Origin of the sequence: uncultured Meiothermus sp. (assembly GCF_937863175.1) — a bacterium.
GTDB lineage: Bacteria > Deinococcota > Deinococci > Deinococcales > Thermaceae > Meiothermus.
Genome location: NZ_CALMCQ010000132.1, coordinates 1 through 14,692, shown reverse-complemented (window position 1 = coordinate 14,692; position 14,692 = coordinate 1). Strand labels below are relative to the sequence as shown.

At 63.5% G+C, this 14,692-nt stretch carries 14 protein-coding genes and 1 pseudogene; 6 read left to right on the top strand and 9 right to left on the bottom strand.

Annotation, left to right across the window (positions count from 1 at the left end; all coding sequences use genetic code 11):
* Positions 1-518, bottom strand: a pseudogene (locus tag Q0288_RS05390) (hypothetical protein); the annotation flags it as partial.
* Between the two features lie 141 nt (positions 519-659).
* Here Q0288_RS05390 and Q0288_RS05385 point away from each other — a divergent pair.
* Complete coding sequence (locus tag Q0288_RS05385; RefSeq protein WP_299428307.1) at positions 660-1,340, top strand: glycerophosphodiester phosphodiesterase; 681 nt, start codon at positions 660-662, stop codon at positions 1,338-1,340.
* 41 nt (positions 1,341-1,381) lie between these two features.
* The gene (locus Q0288_RS05380) at positions 1,382-1,576 is read left to right on the top strand and encodes a hypothetical protein (protein WP_299428304.1); all 195 of its coding nucleotides are present in this window, start codon (positions 1,382-1,384) and stop codon (positions 1,574-1,576) included.
* 10 nt (positions 1,577-1,586) lie between these two features.
* On the opposite strand, the gene Q0288_RS05375 is transcribed toward Q0288_RS05380, so the two are convergent.
* The gene (locus Q0288_RS05375) at positions 1,587-2,606 is read right to left on the bottom strand and encodes a GntG family PLP-dependent aldolase (RefSeq protein WP_299428301.1); all 1,020 of its coding nucleotides are present in this window, start codon (positions 2,604-2,606) and stop codon (positions 1,587-1,589) included.
* 19 nt (positions 2,607-2,625) lie between these two features.
* Between Q0288_RS05375 and Q0288_RS05370 the strand changes: the two genes are divergently transcribed.
* Positions 2,626-3,159, top strand: coding sequence for a carboxymuconolactone decarboxylase family protein (locus Q0288_RS05370; protein WP_299428298.1), 534 nt, complete (start codon positions 2,626-2,628; stop codon positions 3,157-3,159).
* Positions 3,160-3,253: 94 nt separating this feature from the next.
* On the opposite strand, the gene Q0288_RS05365 is transcribed toward Q0288_RS05370, so the two are convergent.
* The 4 genes from Q0288_RS05365 to Q0288_RS05350 all read right to left on the bottom strand — a co-directional run bounded on the left by Q0288_RS05365 (position 3,254) and on the right by Q0288_RS05350 (position 6,887).
* The gene (locus tag Q0288_RS05365; protein WP_299428295.1) at positions 3,254-3,856 is read right to left on the bottom strand and encodes a response regulator transcription factor; all 603 of its coding nucleotides are present in this window, start codon (positions 3,854-3,856) and stop codon (positions 3,254-3,256) included.
* A 111-nt stretch (positions 3,857-3,967) separates the two neighbouring features.
* Positions 3,968-5,110 (bottom strand): sensor histidine kinase, encoded by a 1,143-nt coding sequence (locus Q0288_RS05360; RefSeq protein ID WP_299428293.1) that lies wholly within the window; start codon positions 5,108-5,110, stop codon positions 3,968-3,970.
* Between the two features lie 16 nt (positions 5,111-5,126).
* Complete coding sequence (locus Q0288_RS05355) at positions 5,127-5,861, bottom strand: ABC transporter permease (RefSeq protein WP_299428291.1); 735 nt, start codon at positions 5,859-5,861, stop codon at positions 5,127-5,129.
* Between the two features lie 117 nt (positions 5,862-5,978).
* Positions 5,979-6,887 carry an ABC transporter ATP-binding protein gene (locus Q0288_RS05350; RefSeq protein WP_299428289.1) on the bottom strand — a complete coding sequence of 303 codons (909 nt, stop codon included), beginning with the start codon at positions 6,885-6,887 and terminating at the stop codon, positions 5,979-5,981.
* Positions 6,888-7,159: 272 nt separating this feature from the next.
* Here Q0288_RS05350 and Q0288_RS05345 point away from each other — a divergent pair, with 272 nt between their 5' ends.
* Complete coding sequence (locus Q0288_RS05345) at positions 7,160-7,291, top strand: hypothetical protein (RefSeq protein ID WP_299428287.1); 132 nt, start codon at positions 7,160-7,162, stop codon at positions 7,289-7,291.
* Positions 7,292-7,356: 65 nt separating this feature from the next.
* On the opposite strand, the gene Q0288_RS05340 is transcribed toward Q0288_RS05345, so the two are convergent.
* On the bottom strand, positions 7,357-9,438 hold the full coding sequence (locus Q0288_RS05340; protein ID WP_299428285.1) for a cation:proton antiporter: 2,082 nt from the start codon (positions 9,436-9,438) through the stop codon (positions 7,357-7,359).
* Between the two features lie 366 nt (positions 9,439-9,804).
* Here Q0288_RS05340 and Q0288_RS05335 point away from each other — a divergent pair, with 366 nt between their 5' ends.
* Positions 9,805-11,409 (top strand): acyl-CoA dehydrogenase family protein, encoded by a 1,605-nt coding sequence (locus tag Q0288_RS05335; RefSeq protein ID WP_299428283.1) that lies wholly within the window; start codon positions 9,805-9,807, stop codon positions 11,407-11,409.
* 105 nt (positions 11,410-11,514) lie between these two features.
* Here Q0288_RS05335 and Q0288_RS05330 read toward each other — a convergent pair whose 3' ends face one another.
* Positions 11,515-13,605, bottom strand: coding sequence for a molybdopterin oxidoreductase family protein (locus Q0288_RS05330; protein ID WP_299428282.1), 2,091 nt, complete (start codon positions 13,603-13,605; stop codon positions 11,515-11,517).
* Positions 13,606-13,771: 166 nt separating this feature from the next.
* Here Q0288_RS05330 and Q0288_RS05325 point away from each other — a divergent pair, with 166 nt between their 5' ends.
* Positions 13,772-14,047, top strand: a complete 276-nt coding sequence (locus Q0288_RS05325) for a hypothetical protein (protein WP_299428280.1) — start codon at positions 13,772-13,774, stop codon at positions 14,045-14,047.
* Between the two features lie 212 nt (positions 14,048-14,259).
* Here the strand turns inward: Q0288_RS05325 and Q0288_RS05320 are convergent.
* Positions 14,260-14,692: hypothetical protein (locus tag Q0288_RS05320; RefSeq protein WP_299428277.1), on the bottom strand; the 433-nt coding region annotated here is incomplete at its 5' end.

Sequence of the window (14,692 nt, the reverse complement as noted above, 5' to 3'; positions counted from 1 at the left end):
AGGGTCTTGGGGGGTTCAGCGATGTTAAGCTGCCGCGAGGGCGGCGCTGGCACGACCTCTACCTGGGGAGGCATTTCCAACGGAGTGGGATAGGGGGGGCGGGCAACAGGTGGGTTGGAGGCAGCGACCGGCTCCTCGAACTTGGGAAATGGGGGAGAGGCCGGAACAGCCGGGGGCTGCTCGACCGTCCTGGGGCGTTCGATGACCTGGGTGGGCTCAGACTTGGCCTTGAGGACATGGCCTTTGAGCGACTCCAAAAAGAGCTTTAACTCGTCTTTCTGGAAGGCAACCGGGGCAATCTCCATCATGGCGCCCTGTTCGCCCACCACATCCACATTGCCGGTCTGTTTGTTGACGCCAATACGCTTGATGTGGGAAAGGCGCGCACTTTGCTGGGCGTGGTCGTCCAGAAAAAACAGTTCCCGACTGGTCAGTGCAAGAAGGCCTCCAGGGCCTTCCAGCCGAGCAATGATGTCGGCCTGGGTCAAGTTTGAAAGACGCACATCGTATTTACCCATATTAATCAGTTTACAATATACACAAGACAGTTTGCTTGCATCCATCACGTAAAATCGAGCGGATGGCGGTATAATCGTGGCTCCCAGACGCGAAAGATGACGGAGTGACCAAAAAAACCCCGCACCCCAAGGAGAAACTGGATGATTTTTTCAACACCACTCCTGCTCGGTCACCGGGGTTCTCCCCACCAGGCCAGGGAAAATACCCTCGAGTCCTTCCGCCGGGCTCTCGAGGCGGGTCTGGATGGCCTCGAGCTCGACCTCCACCGCACCCGCGACGGGGTGCTGGCGATCTACCACGATTTCGATCTGGAAGGACGGCCTATTGCCGAAATGGACTGGCCAGCTTTGCAACAACAGGCGCCCTGGATGCCCCGCCTCGAGCAGGTCTTCGAGCTGGCCGAGCAGTTTCCCCAGGCCCGGCTCAACCTCGAGCTCAAAAGCCAGCCTGGAGCCTCGGATGGGCGTGAAACCTTGCTGGTGCAGGTGGTGCAGGCCTGGTCGGGCTTTGAGCGGGCCTGGATCAGCAGCTTCGACCCGCTGGCCCTGATTCGCTTGCACCGCCTGAAGGTCGGCGTGCCGCTGGCCCTGCTTTATTCCGAGGTCGAAATGGAGGAACTGGTGCCCTGTTTGCCGGTGCAGGGGGTACATCCGCACTTTGCCCTCCTGAGCCGGGACAGGGTGGCCGCACTCAAGAGCCGTGGGCTCTTTGTAGCCACCTGGACGGTCAACCAGGCCGCTGGAGTGGGTGAACTCCTGGAGTGGGGCGTAGACGGCATCATCGGCGACAGGCCCGACCAGCTCCTGTCGGGTCGCCGCTAAAATTCACAACCCCTCGCCGTATCCTGCGCTACGCTGAGTTTATGCAAGGGATGCGTCTCAAACTCATTGCCGCTGCCGATCCAGACATGTTTCAGGATCGGCTTAACCGCTATATCGAAAGCCTTCCACCCGAAACCCTGATTGTGGATATCAAATTCTCTACCTCCCACAGTGGGTCACAGACCACATACGCCGCTCTGGTGCAGTACAAGGCTGTGGAGGAGTGGACCGAGTAGAGACTGGTTGTTATGCAAGTTGTAAAGCCTGCTCAATCCGGTCGAGGGCCAGTGGGATGTCCTCGTCGCGCAGGTCGCGGTGGGTGACCAGGCGTACCCGGTTGGCGGACATCGGGTTAATCAGCACCCCCAGTTCGCGCAGGCGCAGGGCAAAGTCGGGGGCCTGCGGAATCTGCGCATACACCATATTGGTCTGCACCGCTTGCATGTCCACGCCCAGGTGTAACCGCAGCATTCCCTCGGCCAGTGTGCGGGCCATCTGGTGATCCCTTTCCAGTTGCCTGGGGCCTTCGGTCAGGGCGATGATGCCAGCTGCCGCCAGCACCCCGGCTTGCCGCATCCCACCGCCGAGAAGTTTGCGGTAGCGCCAGGCCTCGGCGCGGTAGCCCTGGGGCATCAGCAAAATGGAACCCACCGGCGCCCCCAATCCTTTAGACAAACAGATCGAGACCGTGCGGAAACCCCTGGCCAACTCGATGGGCGTGGTACGGAGGGCGGTGACCGCATTGAAAAAACGCGCCCCATCCAGATGGATGGGCAATTGGGCTTCCTGCGCGACCTGCTGAATGGCCCGCTGGGCTTCCAGCGGAACCACTGTTCCGCCCGCGTAGTTGTGGGTATTCTCCAGCGAAATCAATCCAGTGGGGGCCTGATGGATCGAGGTATGGATGGCGGCCCGCACGGCCTCGGGGTCGGGCACGCCGTAGGGGGCGTCCACAATCCGAATCGTCCCGCCCGAGAGCACCGCCAGCGAGCCCGGTTCGTACTCGTAGATGTGAGCGCCCCTGGGCGCAATCACCTCCTGTCCGCGCTTCAGGTGCAGCATCAGGGCTACCTGGTTGGTCATGCTGCCGGAGGGCATGAAGAGGCCGGCCTCGAGGCCCAGCATCTCGGCGGCCAGGGCTTCCAGTCGGTTTACGGTGGGGTCTTCGGAGTATACGTCGTCGCCCACCTCGGCCCGCGCCATGGCCTCGCGCATGGCCGGGGTGGGTTTGGTGACGGTGTCGGAGCGTAAATCAATCAGATGCACAGGCTCTATGCTACTCTGGATGGCCCGTATTCCTTACCAACCCCAGAACCTTAGCGAACCCCAAACCATCGTGGATGCAATTCGCCGGCGTCGTGGTGGAAAACTTCTCAACCTGGATCGGATGCTGCTGCACAGCCCGCCCTATGCGATGGGCTGGAACCGCTTTTTGGGCGCGGTACGAAGCGAGCTTAGCCTGTCGCCCAAGTTGCGCGAGCTAGCGATGTGTGGGGTGGCCGTGCTGAATGGAGCCGAATACGAATTCCGACAGCATGCCCCCTTGTTTTTGCAGGCAGGAGGAACCCCGGCCCAGTTGGAGGCCTTGAGCAATTTGGAGCGAGAAACTGAAAACCACACCCTCTTTGACCCGCAGGAAAGAGCGGCGCTCCAGCTTATTCTTGAGATGACCCGCCACGTTCGGGTTAGCGACGAGACGTTTGCCTGGGTGAGGGCCACGTTGCCTGACCATCAGCAGGTGGTGGAACTGGTGGGAGTGATTGCGGCTTACAACATGGTCTCGAGGTTCCTGGTGGCGCTGGGCGTAGAGCCGGAGTAGCTATCTTGATGGTTCGGATGGTTTCCTGCGAGACGCATTTTTGGAGGTTGCTTCGGCCCAGTTCCGTGCGAGCCTCCGGCTGCGGCCGTAACTCTTATAGCCAGCCCTTCTCCCTTGCAATCCGTGCTGCCTCCACGCGGTTGGAGGCACCCAGTTTGCTGATAGCCTCGGACAAATAATTCCGCACGGTGCCTTCGGATAGGCCCAGCTCGGCGGCTATCTCGGCGCTGCTCTGCCCGTCGCCCGCCAGCTTGAGTACCTTGCGCTCGCGTTCCGTGAGAGGATCGGGCTCGCCCCAGGCCTCGGCGGCCAGGGCGGGATCTATGGCCCGCCCGCCCAGGTGTACCCTACGCACCGCGCTGGCCAGTTCGGACGAGGGTGCGTCCTTGAGTAGATAGCCGCTCGAGCCCGCCTCCAGGGCCCGCCGCAGGTAACCGCTCCGGGCGAAGGTGGTCACGATAACGACCCGCGTCTTCAGCCTGAGCCTCTGAATTTCTGCTGCCAGCTCGAGGCCCGTCATCTGCGGCATCTCGATGTCGGTGAGCACCACGTCGGGCTGGTGTTGCCGAACAAGCTCGAGGGCCTGTTTTCCATTCGAGGCCCGGGCGACCACCTGAATGTCGCCCTCGAGTTCCAGCAACGCCGCCAGCGCGCCCAGGATCAGGGCCTGGTCTTCGGCTATAAGGACGCGGATCATCAGGGTGAAAAGGGACAGGGCTGAAGTCGAAAGGCCATGATGGAGAAGAGGGTCTCGGCTTTGGGCTGGCTGGTTTTTCCTGTCCTTAGCTGCCTTTCGCTTCCGGCGATTCTAGTTTGTCTGCGGCCCTGGTTCGAGCAGGGATGGCGGGCCTGGGATCGAGTTGGGCAGGAAAACCTTCAGGCGGAAGCCCTGTTCTCCGGTGGTCTCGAGGCCGCCGCCCAGCGCCTCGACCCGCTGGCGCATCCCGGTGAGGCCCGAGCCGGCCAGGGCTGCGCCGCCCCTGCCGTCGTCCTCGACTTCCAGGTAGGCGCCGGTCTCGTCCTGAACCAGCCGGATCGCGCAGCGCGAAGCTGCCGAGTGACGGATCACATTGGTCACCGCCTCGCGCAGGGCCAGCGACAAGACCGACTCCTGGGCGGGGGAGAGGCTCACTGGCTCGGGGTAGTACTCGAGCCGGATGCTGGCCGCTTCCAGCGCCAGCTTCGCACCCGCCAGTTCGCCCGGGAGGCCCCTGGACTTGTAGCCCTGCACGGCCTCGCGCACCTGCCCGGTGGCCTCGCGGCTGATGCGCTCGACCTCACGCATCTCCTGCGCGGCCCGCGCCGGGTCGCGCACGGCCAACCTGGCGGCGAGCTCGGCTTTGAGGGTGACGAGCGAGAGGGTGTGGCCCAGCAGGTCGTGCAGGTCGCGGGCGATGCGCTCACGCTCGGCTATGGTCGCGAGACGCTGGTTCTCCTCGTGGGCGCTCTCGAGTCGCTCGAGGTTGCGGCGGCGCTCGGCGTCAAAGGAGGTAAGCATCCCGATGAAGAGCACAAAAAAGATGGTGGGCAGGAAGTAGAGCAGGGGTTGCGGCCAGGCCGCGCCAGAGGTAAAGGCTGCCCCCACTGCCATCAGCGTGAACAGCCCGATCAGGTGGCGGGCCAGCGGAACGGGCTCCAGGTCACCCACCGCCGCCGAGGCGTACACGAAGTAGACCAAGGCCCCTAAGTTGAACGGCGTGGTGAGCAGGCCAAGCACCGCGATGGCCAGCGAGTAGCCGATCAAAGCCCCGCCCCTGGCGGTATAGCCACGCAGGTAGAGCGGCAAGAACGCCGCCACCGAGGCCAGGGTCACCATCAGTGCGGCCCGGCTGTAGTCCGGGTCGAAGAGCGGCTGCCACACCAGCATGAACAGATAGGCCAGCCAGGCATAACGCACCCAGCCCCGCTCCAGAGGCTTGGAGCGAGGACTGGGCATGGGGGATGCGCTCATGCGGATCGAGTCCATTCTAGCCAAACCGCTGCCCCTGGTCGCGGTGGTAGCCCCACAGTGCAATTGCCCCAAAGAGCAGGGTAAATCCTGCCAGCCAGATAAATGGTTCGGCCTGCCAGGTGGTTCCGTTCACCGCCGACCACACGGCCTCGCCCCACTGTCGGGTGGGGGTGAAAGGCGAGATGTGTTGTACAAACTCCGGCAAAAACTGCGGAGGAACCCACAGGCCGCCCGCGAAAGAAAGCGGCAGGTAGAGCAGGTTGGCGACCGGAACGGCAGCCTTGGGGCTGGCCAGGTAGCCCACGCACAGGCCCAGCAACGCCAGCGGAACCGCCCCGGCCAGCAGGGCGGGAATCAGGCGTATCCAAGCCCCCGGTTCAAGCCGGGCTGGGGTCGAGAGGTAGGCTGCGATCACCAGAACCGCACCCGCCATGGCGGCAAAGGTCAGGGCCGTCAGGATGGGCGCAGCCAACTTCGCCAGCGGCGGCAGCGGCAGGGTGCGCTCGAAGATGTTCCAGGCCGAGGCGCGGTCGCTGGCGATGCCCACCCCGAACTGGAACATCACCACCCCCAGCACCGCGAACACCAGGTACGAGCCCAGCAACAGCGAGGCAGCCTCGGGGTGGTTGGCGTTGGGCGCGGCGAAGAACAGGAAGAACATGGTCGGAAAGACCATCGAGGGAATCCAGTAGGCGGGCAGGCGTAGCAGCTCGAGGAGGTTGGCTTTGTAGTGTGCGAGCATGGGTTTCATGGGTGGCTCCTTGGTGGGTTGAAAGTTGGGGCCGACCAAATCAGGATGGGTTGAAAAGGTTAAGGGTAGAAAAGCCACTGCATATCCCGGCTTTCGACCTTTTCAACTTCCGGCTTTTCACTCCGCCGTCAGCGCAACGAACGCCTCTTCCAGGCTTACGGCCTTGACCTCGAGGTCGCTGAAGTTCACCTGCTCCTCGACCAGTTGGCGCACCACCGCGTCGGAGTTGGGGGTGTAGAGCACGAAGCTTCCGTTGTTGCGCTCGAGTCTGCTGACGCCCTCTATCTGCGGAACCGCGCTGGCCTGGAAGCGCACCTGCCTGAGCCCCACCCTGGCCTTGATCTCGGCCACGGTTCCCTCGGCGCGGATACGGCCCCCGTTGATGACGACCACACGAGAGGCCAGGGCCTCGGCTTCCTCGAGGTAGTGCGTGGTGAGCAGCGCCGTGCCGCCCTGGGTCTGGTAGTACTTGACTGCGGCCCACAGCGCCCGCCTCGCCTCCACATCCAGGCCGGTGGTGGGCTCGTCCAGGATCACCAGCCGGGGGTTGCCCACAAAGGCCAGCGCTACTGCCAGACGCCGCCTCTGCCCGCCAGAGAGGCCGCCGCACTGCCGTCTTTCCAGGTTCGCCAGATCGAAGCGCTCGAGCAACTCCCCCGCGCCTGCCGGGTCGGGGTAGTGTGCTCGCACCAGCTGCACCACCTCGCCCACCCGCAGCCCGTCGGGCAGCCCAGTCTCCTGCGGGGTCACGCCGAGGTGCACCCTGGCCGAAGCGTGCTGGGGGTTCTGCCCAAAGAGTCGAACGGTTCCGGTGTCGGGCCTGCGCAGGCCCGAGAGCAGGCGGATGGCGGTACTCTTGCCCGCGCCGTTGGGGCCGAGCAGGGCCAGCAGCTCGCCGCGCTCGACCGAGAGGCTCACGCGGTCCAGGGCCTGGGTCTGGCCGAAGCGCTTGGAGACCTGATGAAGCGCCGCGACCTCGCTCAGACTCGCCCCCCTCGAGGGTGAAACTTTAGCGACTCGGGTCATATCTTCCTCCATATCCAGTGTGTGCCCTCGAGGGGGGCCGAGGGTACTGCCGGTTGTCAGACGGGGGATATGACAACTGTCACAAAACCCTCCGATCCCCATGCATCTCCGCCTTGGTGCGGGTCGTTGCCGGAGCGCTACTGGAAACTACCTGGTCTTATCAGGAAGCAAGGAGCAAAGAGGAGACATGAACACACCGCAAACATCTTTTTGGAGGGCCGCTGGTTCTCGCACTGGCGGCCTGCTCGAGCCCCGCCGCCGGTCTCACGGCCATGCTCACACCCTGTCTACCCTGGGCAGCCAGCAACGCCACCCGCTTCACCCGGAGCGCTAGCCCCAGCGCGGGCGCGACCGGGGTACCCGCCGGCGGCACGGTCAGCCGCTGCATCCTGATGGTGCAGTAGCCCTTACGAAAAACGGAGCCCCCGCAAAGGGGCCTTTCACCTGGCAGCGTTGATGATTGCGAACGCTACAGAATTTTCTGATCCACGTAGCACCACGTCCAGGTGTCGCCCTTCTCCAGGCTCTTGATGAGGGGGTGTCCGGTGCTCTTGAAATGCGCGGTGGCGTGTTTGTTCCTGGAGTCGTCGCAGCAGCCCACGTAGCCGCAGGTCAGGCAGACCCGCAGGTGCACCCAGCGATCACCCAGCGCCACGCAGTCGGCGCAGACGCTGGTGGTAACGCCAATTTCATTGGCCCACTCGGTGTGGGCGCAGCCGCCCCGTGCAATTTCTTCTGCCGTTAGGGCGAACACCCGGGCTGCCACCTGCGGAACCTCGGCCCGCTGACGCTGGCCCGCACCCCGCCGCATGGCGCGGTTAAGGTAGGTTTCCACCCCGGCGGCGCGGTCGAAGGGATCCAGTACCTGCTGCATCAGTACGCGGGCACTGTGTTCCTCCTCGATTACGACATAGCCCACCCCGGCTTTCTCCAATGCCTCGCGCTCGGCCTCGAGGCGCGTCCGAGCCACGATGGGCAGGCCGGGGTTATGACCCCGCACCACCGAAGCTACGCGGTGCACTACAGCGGCTTCGTCGTCTGCGATCACGAATATCCTGGCCCGTTCGACGCCGGAAAGCGCCAGGATATGCACGTTGGCATAGTCACCGCGCAGCACAGGATAGCCCGCCTGCTCGGCTTCGTTGGCCCCGTCGGGCGAGAGGGTCAGGATCAGGAAGGGAATCTCAGCCTGTTGTAGTGCGAAGGCCAGCTTGCGCGCGTAGTCGCCGTAACCTGCCAGGATCACATGGTTCTGCAGGTGGTCGAAGCCCTCGGTAGCAATTTGCTCGGGGTTTTCGGGGGTAGCATCGCGCACCCCAGCTCTCTCGCGCAGGCGCTCGCCCCAGCCCACCAGGAAAGGCGTGGCGATCATGGAGAGCACCGTCACGGCGATAAAGGTCTGCGAACCGCCCTCAAAACCAAAGGCGTTCAGACCTGCTTCGTGCCCGACCCGCTCGAGCACAAACGCAAACTCCCCGATATTTGACAGCGCCAGCCCGATCTGAATCGCGGTCAGGTTGGCGAAGCCCAGCACCCGTGCGGCCAGCCAGACCACCCCTACCTTGAGCGCCAGCACCAGCACAAACAAGCCCAGCACCAGCAGCAAATTGCCCAGCACAAAGCGCAGGTCGAATAAAAGCCCCACCGAGATGAAGAAGGCTGCACTAAACAGGATTTGCAGAGGAAAAATCTCGCCCAAAGCCTGCTGTCCGAAGCGGCTCTCGCTCACCAGCAGTCCGGCCAGGAAGGCGCCCAGCGCCAGCGAAAGCCCGGTCAGGCTGGTCGCAAACGCCACCCCGAAGCAGACCGCAATCACCACCAGCAAGAACACTTCGCGCGAGCAACTGCGGGCCACCGCCTCCAAAAACTGCGGTATCCCTCGTCGGGCTAGAAGCAGTACCCCGCCGATCAGCAGCGTCGCCTCCCCAAAGGTCAAAAGGAGATCCCCCAGGCCCGCGCCCCCTGTTGCGGCCTCGCGCAGTGCCAGCATTGGCACCACCAGCACCATCGCCACCGCGCCCAAATCCTGAAAAATGGAGATGCCCAGGCTGGCTTGCCCCACCCCGGTGGTGGTCTGACCCTTGTCGGAGAGCAGCTTCATCGCGATGGCGGTGGAGGAGATGGCAATTAGAAAGCTGGTGAACAAACCTTCCTGCCAGCTCACCCCCAGGAGCGCCATCCCACCCAGCACCAGGGCAACAGTGAGCCCCACCTGCAAACCCCCACCCACAAAAACCAGTCTTGAGATACGTCCCAGACGCTCCAAACTGAACTCGATGCCGATGGTAAAGAGCAGCAAGACCACGCCGATCTCGGCAGCAGCATTGATGAGTTCGGGGTCGTGCACCAGCCCCAGGCCCCCAGGCCCAGTCGCCAGTCCTACCAGTAAAAAGCCGATAATCGGGATCAGCCCTGCTCGAGACGAAACAAAAGCAACGACCGCACTGGCCACCAGCAGCAGGGCCACCTCACCAAAAAACGGTGGGGTGGTACCTTCTGCCTGTGCAAGCGGGGCTAGTAAACACCCGAGCAAGGCCTGGATGCGGAGCATACAAGATACTAAGCTGCGCGATACTGCGTTTGTCAAACCGTGCGACCAACCTTCGAAACCGCACTGCCACCGGTGCAGCAATCAGATATCGGCCAGGTTCGATACCCGATTCGGAATCCGACCGAAGGGAGACGCTTTTTCGCCGACCGTCCGGGAGGGGGGTGCTCCAGGATTCAAAAAGATGGCCTCCGGGTCTCCGGGTTGGAGGATGATCTTCTTGAATCCGGTATGATGCAGCAATCAACCTGCTTTGGAAAGACCTGACCCCCGCGCCCTCCTGTTATCGAGAGCCAGCAATGGCTCTACTCCCACCGCAGCTTGGAGCTTCCAGCAACTCGAGTTACCCTGAAGCAACAGGAGCCATCTATGGAACACCAGTCCTATGCCTTGGGTAAAAACCACTGGACGCTCGAGCCCGACCTGCCCGCCATCCTCAACCGCTACTGGAAGGGCTGGAAGGCCCATCAGAGTGAGCTGGAAAGCTTCGGGGGGCTTGCTGGCGGTGAGGCCTACCGCATCGCCGACCATGTAGACAAGGAGGCCCGCCCTGTCCTGGTGATGCACGACCTGGGCGGCAACCGCATAGACCGGGTGCGCCTCTCACCCGCCCAGGAAAGCCTCAACCATCAGCTCGCGGCCATCAACCGCGCCCCCTACCAGGGTGGAAGCTGGCACCACCACTTCACCCTGGGCTACCTGCTGGCCGATCCTGGCCTGTACTGCATCCAGACCATCACCAATGCCACCATCTATAGCATCCATAAGTACGCTCCGCAGTTTGCCGACTGGAAAGCCCAGCTTTTGAGCGGGCAGGCGGTGGGCGCGACCTGGATGTCCGAGGTGCAGGGCGGCTCCGATCTGGGGGCCAACCAGGTGCAGGCCGTGCGGGATGGGACAGTCTGGCGCATGAGCGGCGAAAAGTATTTCACCAGCGGCGCGGGCCTGACCGACTACGCGATTGTCTCGGCCCGGCCCGAAGGTGCGCCGCCGGGGCCCAAAGGCATTGCGCTGTTTCTGGTTCCCCGGCTGGATGGCCAGGGCCAGCTTAACTACCGGGTGCGACGGCTCAAAGACAAGTTGGCTACCCGTGCGGTGCCCTCGGGGGAAGCGGACTTTGACCGGGCCGAAGCCCACCTGATCGGCAAAGCCGAAGAAGGCATCTACTACATCCTCGAGACCCTCACCCTTTCGCGCCTGGCCAACTCCAGTGGGGCCATGGGGCTGGCCCGCAAGGCCCAGCTCGAGGCTCTTTTTCGCACCGAGGCCCGCAGGGCTTTTGGCAAAAACCTGAACCAGCACCCCCTGATCCGACGCGACCTGACCGACCTGGCGGTGCGAATTGCCGGCGGTCTGGCCCTCACCTTCCGGGCTGTGGCTGCCTGGGACGAGGCCTGGCAGGAAGTCCCGCCCTACAGCCAGCGCTACCAGTATGCCCGCCTGCTGGTGCACCTGGCCAAGGCCCGCACCGCCGAACACAGCACCTACTGCACCCAACTCGCAATGGAATTGTTTGGCGGGGTGGGTTTTATGGAAGACTTCGCCATTGCCCGCCTGAGCCGCGAGGCTCTGGTCATGCCCATCTGGGAAGGCCCCGCCAACGTGCAGGCCCTCGACACTCTGGAAGTCCTGACCCGCAAGCGCACCGCCGAGCCTTTCCTGGCAGAGTTTGGCGGCATGCTCGAGGCTGTGGGCAGCGAGGAAGCCATACTGGCCCTCTCGGCCCTGCGCCAGACCCTGGCCCGCCTGCAAAGCCTCGGCCCCGAGGAGGCCCAGTGGCAGGCCAAGGGTGCCCTGCGTACCCTGGCCGATGCCGCTACCGTGGCCCTGCTCTACGACCTGAACACCGAGCGCCACGCCAGACTGGCGGCCCTATACGCACGACACTTCCTGGCCGGGGAAGAGTATCCGGCCTGGGCGCAGAAGGATGAAGGGTTGTGGAGGCTCGATCTGGAGCGCACTTTAGCTGTGTAGGCACCCGCCCGTTCCAAAGTGAGGTTGTCAATCAGGTGCGGCCACGAGCCCGGCGCCCAATCGTATGCCAGGCCAGGCTCGGAGAAAACCATGATCTGGAGCCACTCAATCCAGTGCTTCCAACCGTACCGGGTTGCTGTGGAAGGTCGAACCCTCGCCCATATCGGTGAGGTGTTCGCCGGTCAGCCAGTTGATGCCCCTACCGTCGGGGGCGGACTGCTCCCACCAGGTGCCCTCGAGCACCACCGTACCCTGGATGGGAGCCTTACTCACCTGCACCCGCCGCACCACTGCGCCGTGCTGGGAGCGTATCCGCATCAGAGCACCCTCCACCGCTCCATAGGCCCGTGCATCCTCGGGGTGAACCAGTAAAACCGGCTCGCCGCCCTCGCCCTGTACCAGGCGCTCGAGGTGCCCATAGGTGCTATTTAGAAAGTGCCTGGCCGGAGGGGTCATCAGGATCAGCGGGAAGTCCGGGGTGGGCTCGGTCAGAACCACCTGGGGTGGGGGGTCGAACTGCACCCTGCCCGAAGGGGTGCTGACGGTCTGGGCATTGGGCAGGTAGCCCCTGGGCTTGTTAATGCGCACGAAGCCCTCCGCTTTCAGGCCTTCCAGCGTGATGCCCTGTAGCCAGGGGTGGTCGGAGTCCAGCAGCGACCTGGCCAGAGTCTCGGCGTTCCAGTAGAGGGTGGGTTCGTCCAGGCCCAGCCGCCGGCCCAGCTCGGCGAAGACCCAGGTATTGGGCCGGGCCTCACCCTGGGGTTGCATCACCGCCTGGTTCCAGGAAAGGTAATAGTGCCCATAGGCGGTATAGAGATCGGGGTGCTCCAAAAAAGTAGTGGCCGGCAGCACGTAGTCGGCGTACCGGGTGGTCTCGGTGAGGGCTTGCTCGAGCACCACCGTAAAAAGGTCTTCGCGCAGCAGCCCCTTTTGCACCAGGTCGGAGCGGGGGGCAATCACGGCGGGGTTGGAGTTGAAGACCAGAAGGGTTCGGATGGGGGGCTCGAGCGCGGTGAGGGCGGTGCCGATCTGGCTCATGTTGATATGCCGGGGTTTGGGTGGGACAGCAGCTTGTTTTTCTTCCCTGTTCCCCGGCGAAGCGGTGTCCCCCTTGGCTTCTGGGGGGGTGCCAGGGACGGGGGGGTTCGCAAACTTCCGTCCCGCCAGCTCGCTACGGTTGAGCGGGAACCCCCCGCTGGTGCTGAGCAGTGCGCCGCCGCCGGGGTACTGCCAGGCCCCGGTGATCGCTGGTAAGAGAATTACTGCCCGCAGCGCCGAGGCCCCGCCGGGGTGGCGGGTCAGACCGTAGCTGGTGCGGATGAAGGAGGCCCGGGCCCGGGCGAACTCGAGGGCCAGTCTCTCCACCGTTGGTGCTGGAACCCCCGTAACCAACGCCACCCGTTCGGGTGTCCAGGTCTCGGCCACCTGCATAAAGGCCCCGAACCCCCGGCTCATGCGGGCGATGTAGTCGGCATCGTGTTGCCCAGCCTGCACGATCACCCGCGCCATCCCATAGGCCAGTGCGGCATCGGTTCCAGGCCGAATTTTGACGTGTTCGTCGGCAAAGCGGCTGGTCAGGTTTTCGTAGGGGTCAATGTGCACGATGCAGGCACCGTTGCGCCGGGCTTCTTTGAGAAAGGGGGTGAGGTGAGAGTTGGTGTGCAGGCTATTGATGCCCCATAGCAGAATAAACCGGGCCTGGGGCACCTCCTCGGGGTCTACGCCCACTCGAGTGCCGTAGGTGGCCTCCCAGGCCGCCATGCCCGCAGTGGCGCAGATGGTGGTGTCCAGCTCACTGGCCCCAATGGCCCGAAAAAAAGTGAGGGGGTGTTCGTACTGCATCAGCCCCATGGTGCCCGCGTAGTGGTAGGGCAGCACTGCTTCTGCGCCGTGTTGCCGGATGGTTTCCTCCAGGCGACCCGCAATATCGTCCAGGGCCTCCTGCCAGCCCACCCGCTCAAACCTGCCCTGGCCCTTCTGCCCCACCCTCCGTAGCGGGTGTAGCGGCCTGAGGGCATGGTGGTTGCGCTCGGGGTAGCGGTAGGTTTTGACACAGGCAAAGCCCTGGGTGATGGGATGGTCAGGGTCGCCCTCAATTTTGAGCAGGGTATTGCTGGTCTCGTCAATGCTGGCAATCAGCGAGCAAGCATCGGGGCAGTCCAGCGGGCAGGTGGTGCGGGCTCTGCGCACAATCATAGAAACTATGCTAAAAACCCTGACCCCCTGCTGTCCACCCAACGCTTACAATGCACGGCATGGGAGCAAATTGGCCGGTGGTTTTTGGTGCAGGGGACTGGATACCTTCCAACGGGCCGCGACTGCCGGCGGTTGGAATGGACTATTCTGGGTAGACTTGTATCCGATGCAAGGCCGACGCTGGCTGATCTATGCCACTGCGCTCATCTGGCTCCCGCTGGTCATGGCGGGGGGTTCAGTGCTTTTTACCCGGGTGGTAGCGGCCCCACTTTTCATGGCCTACCTGGGCCTGTTCTGCCTGGTGGTTTCACTGGGGTTGCTCTGGATGGGTATGGCCCAACTGCTGCGCCGCCGGGTTCGGATCGCCGATCTGCTCTGGTTAGGGCTGTACGGCACTGGAGCGCTCCTCTACACCCAGCTTATCCAGGCGCTGAGACCCTGAACGACCGGCAGGGCCTGGTTTGGCGGCTCTTCGGGTCGGGCCCACTGCCATTCGAAAACTGCCCCCCAGTGCCACAAACAAGTTGACAGCGGCATCGGGGAAAGTGCCAGCCTCTTGCTACGGGCGGGCTTGCAGGACTGGGCCTGAGTACTCAGTGCAGCCAGCATGAGCAAACCAGGGCGGCGCTCGGCCCCCAGCCTTGCCGTTTACCCTCAGTCCATCGCGGCCTGGGCCTGGGCCTCCCCCAGCAGCCCAGAAAGCCCCAGCTCCGCCGCCCAGTAACGCAGATACTCCATGTCCAGCCCGGTCTGTACCCGCAGGATGCCCAGCACATCGCCCCACTGTCGCTCGGAGCTGCGCCCGCCCAGTTCGTACCACTCGAGCTTGCTCAAGACGATGTCCTCCGGGGTCAGCAAATCGGCCTCCAGGAGGGGCTCTTCCATCAGACGAGCGCGGCGTTTACGGGAAAAAGCAGAGCGGTCGAAGGAGCGTGTTTTGACCGGGAAGATGTCTACCTTGAGGAAGGTCTCGAGGTGGATCAGATTGAAGCCACGGTTGCGCACGATGGACTCGGTTATGTACTCGTCGTCTACATAAAACTTGCCACCAAGCAGCGTGATAAAGGGTTTGGTTTGCTCCGGGCGT

Excerpts from the sequence above, each read along its gene's own strand:
- Q0288_RS05385 (WP_299428307.1), top strand. The coding sequence starts at position 660 with ATGATTTTTTCAACACCACTCCTGCTCGGTCACCGGGGTTCTCCCCAC.
- Q0288_RS05380 (WP_299428304.1), top strand. The coding sequence starts at position 1,382 with ATGCAAGGGATGCGTCTCAAACTCATTGCCGCTGCCGATCCAGACATG.
- Q0288_RS05370 (WP_299428298.1), top strand. The coding sequence starts at position 2,626 with ATGGCCCGTATTCCTTACCAACCCCAGAACCTTAGCGAACCCCAAACC.
- Q0288_RS05365 (WP_299428295.1), bottom strand. The coding sequence starts at position 3,856 with ATGATCCGCGTCCTTATAGCCGAAGACCAGGCCCTGATCCTGGGCGCG.
- Q0288_RS05360 (WP_299428293.1), bottom strand. The coding sequence starts at position 5,110 with ATGAGCGCATCCCCCATGCCCAGTCCTCGCTCCAAGCCTCTGGAGCGG.
- Q0288_RS05355 (WP_299428291.1), bottom strand. The coding sequence starts at position 5,861 with ATGAAACCCATGCTCGCACACTACAAAGCCAACCTCCTCGAGCTGCTA.
- Q0288_RS05350 (WP_299428289.1), bottom strand. The coding sequence starts at position 6,887 with ATGACCCGAGTCGCTAAAGTTTCACCCTCGAGGGGGGCGAGTCTGAGC.
- Q0288_RS05345 (WP_299428287.1), top strand. The coding sequence starts at position 7,160 with ATGCTCACACCCTGTCTACCCTGGGCAGCCAGCAACGCCACCCGCTTC.
- Q0288_RS05340 (WP_299428285.1), bottom strand. The coding sequence starts at position 9,438 with ATGCTCCGCATCCAGGCCTTGCTCGGGTGTTTACTAGCCCCGCTTGCA.
- Q0288_RS05335 (WP_299428283.1), top strand. The coding sequence starts at position 9,805 with ATGGAACACCAGTCCTATGCCTTGGGTAAAAACCACTGGACGCTCGAG.
- Q0288_RS05330 (WP_299428282.1), bottom strand. The coding sequence starts at position 13,605 with ATGATTGTGCGCAGAGCCCGCACCACCTGCCCGCTGGACTGCCCCGAT.
- Q0288_RS05325 (WP_299428280.1), top strand. The coding sequence starts at position 13,772 with ATGCAAGGCCGACGCTGGCTGATCTATGCCACTGCGCTCATCTGGCTC.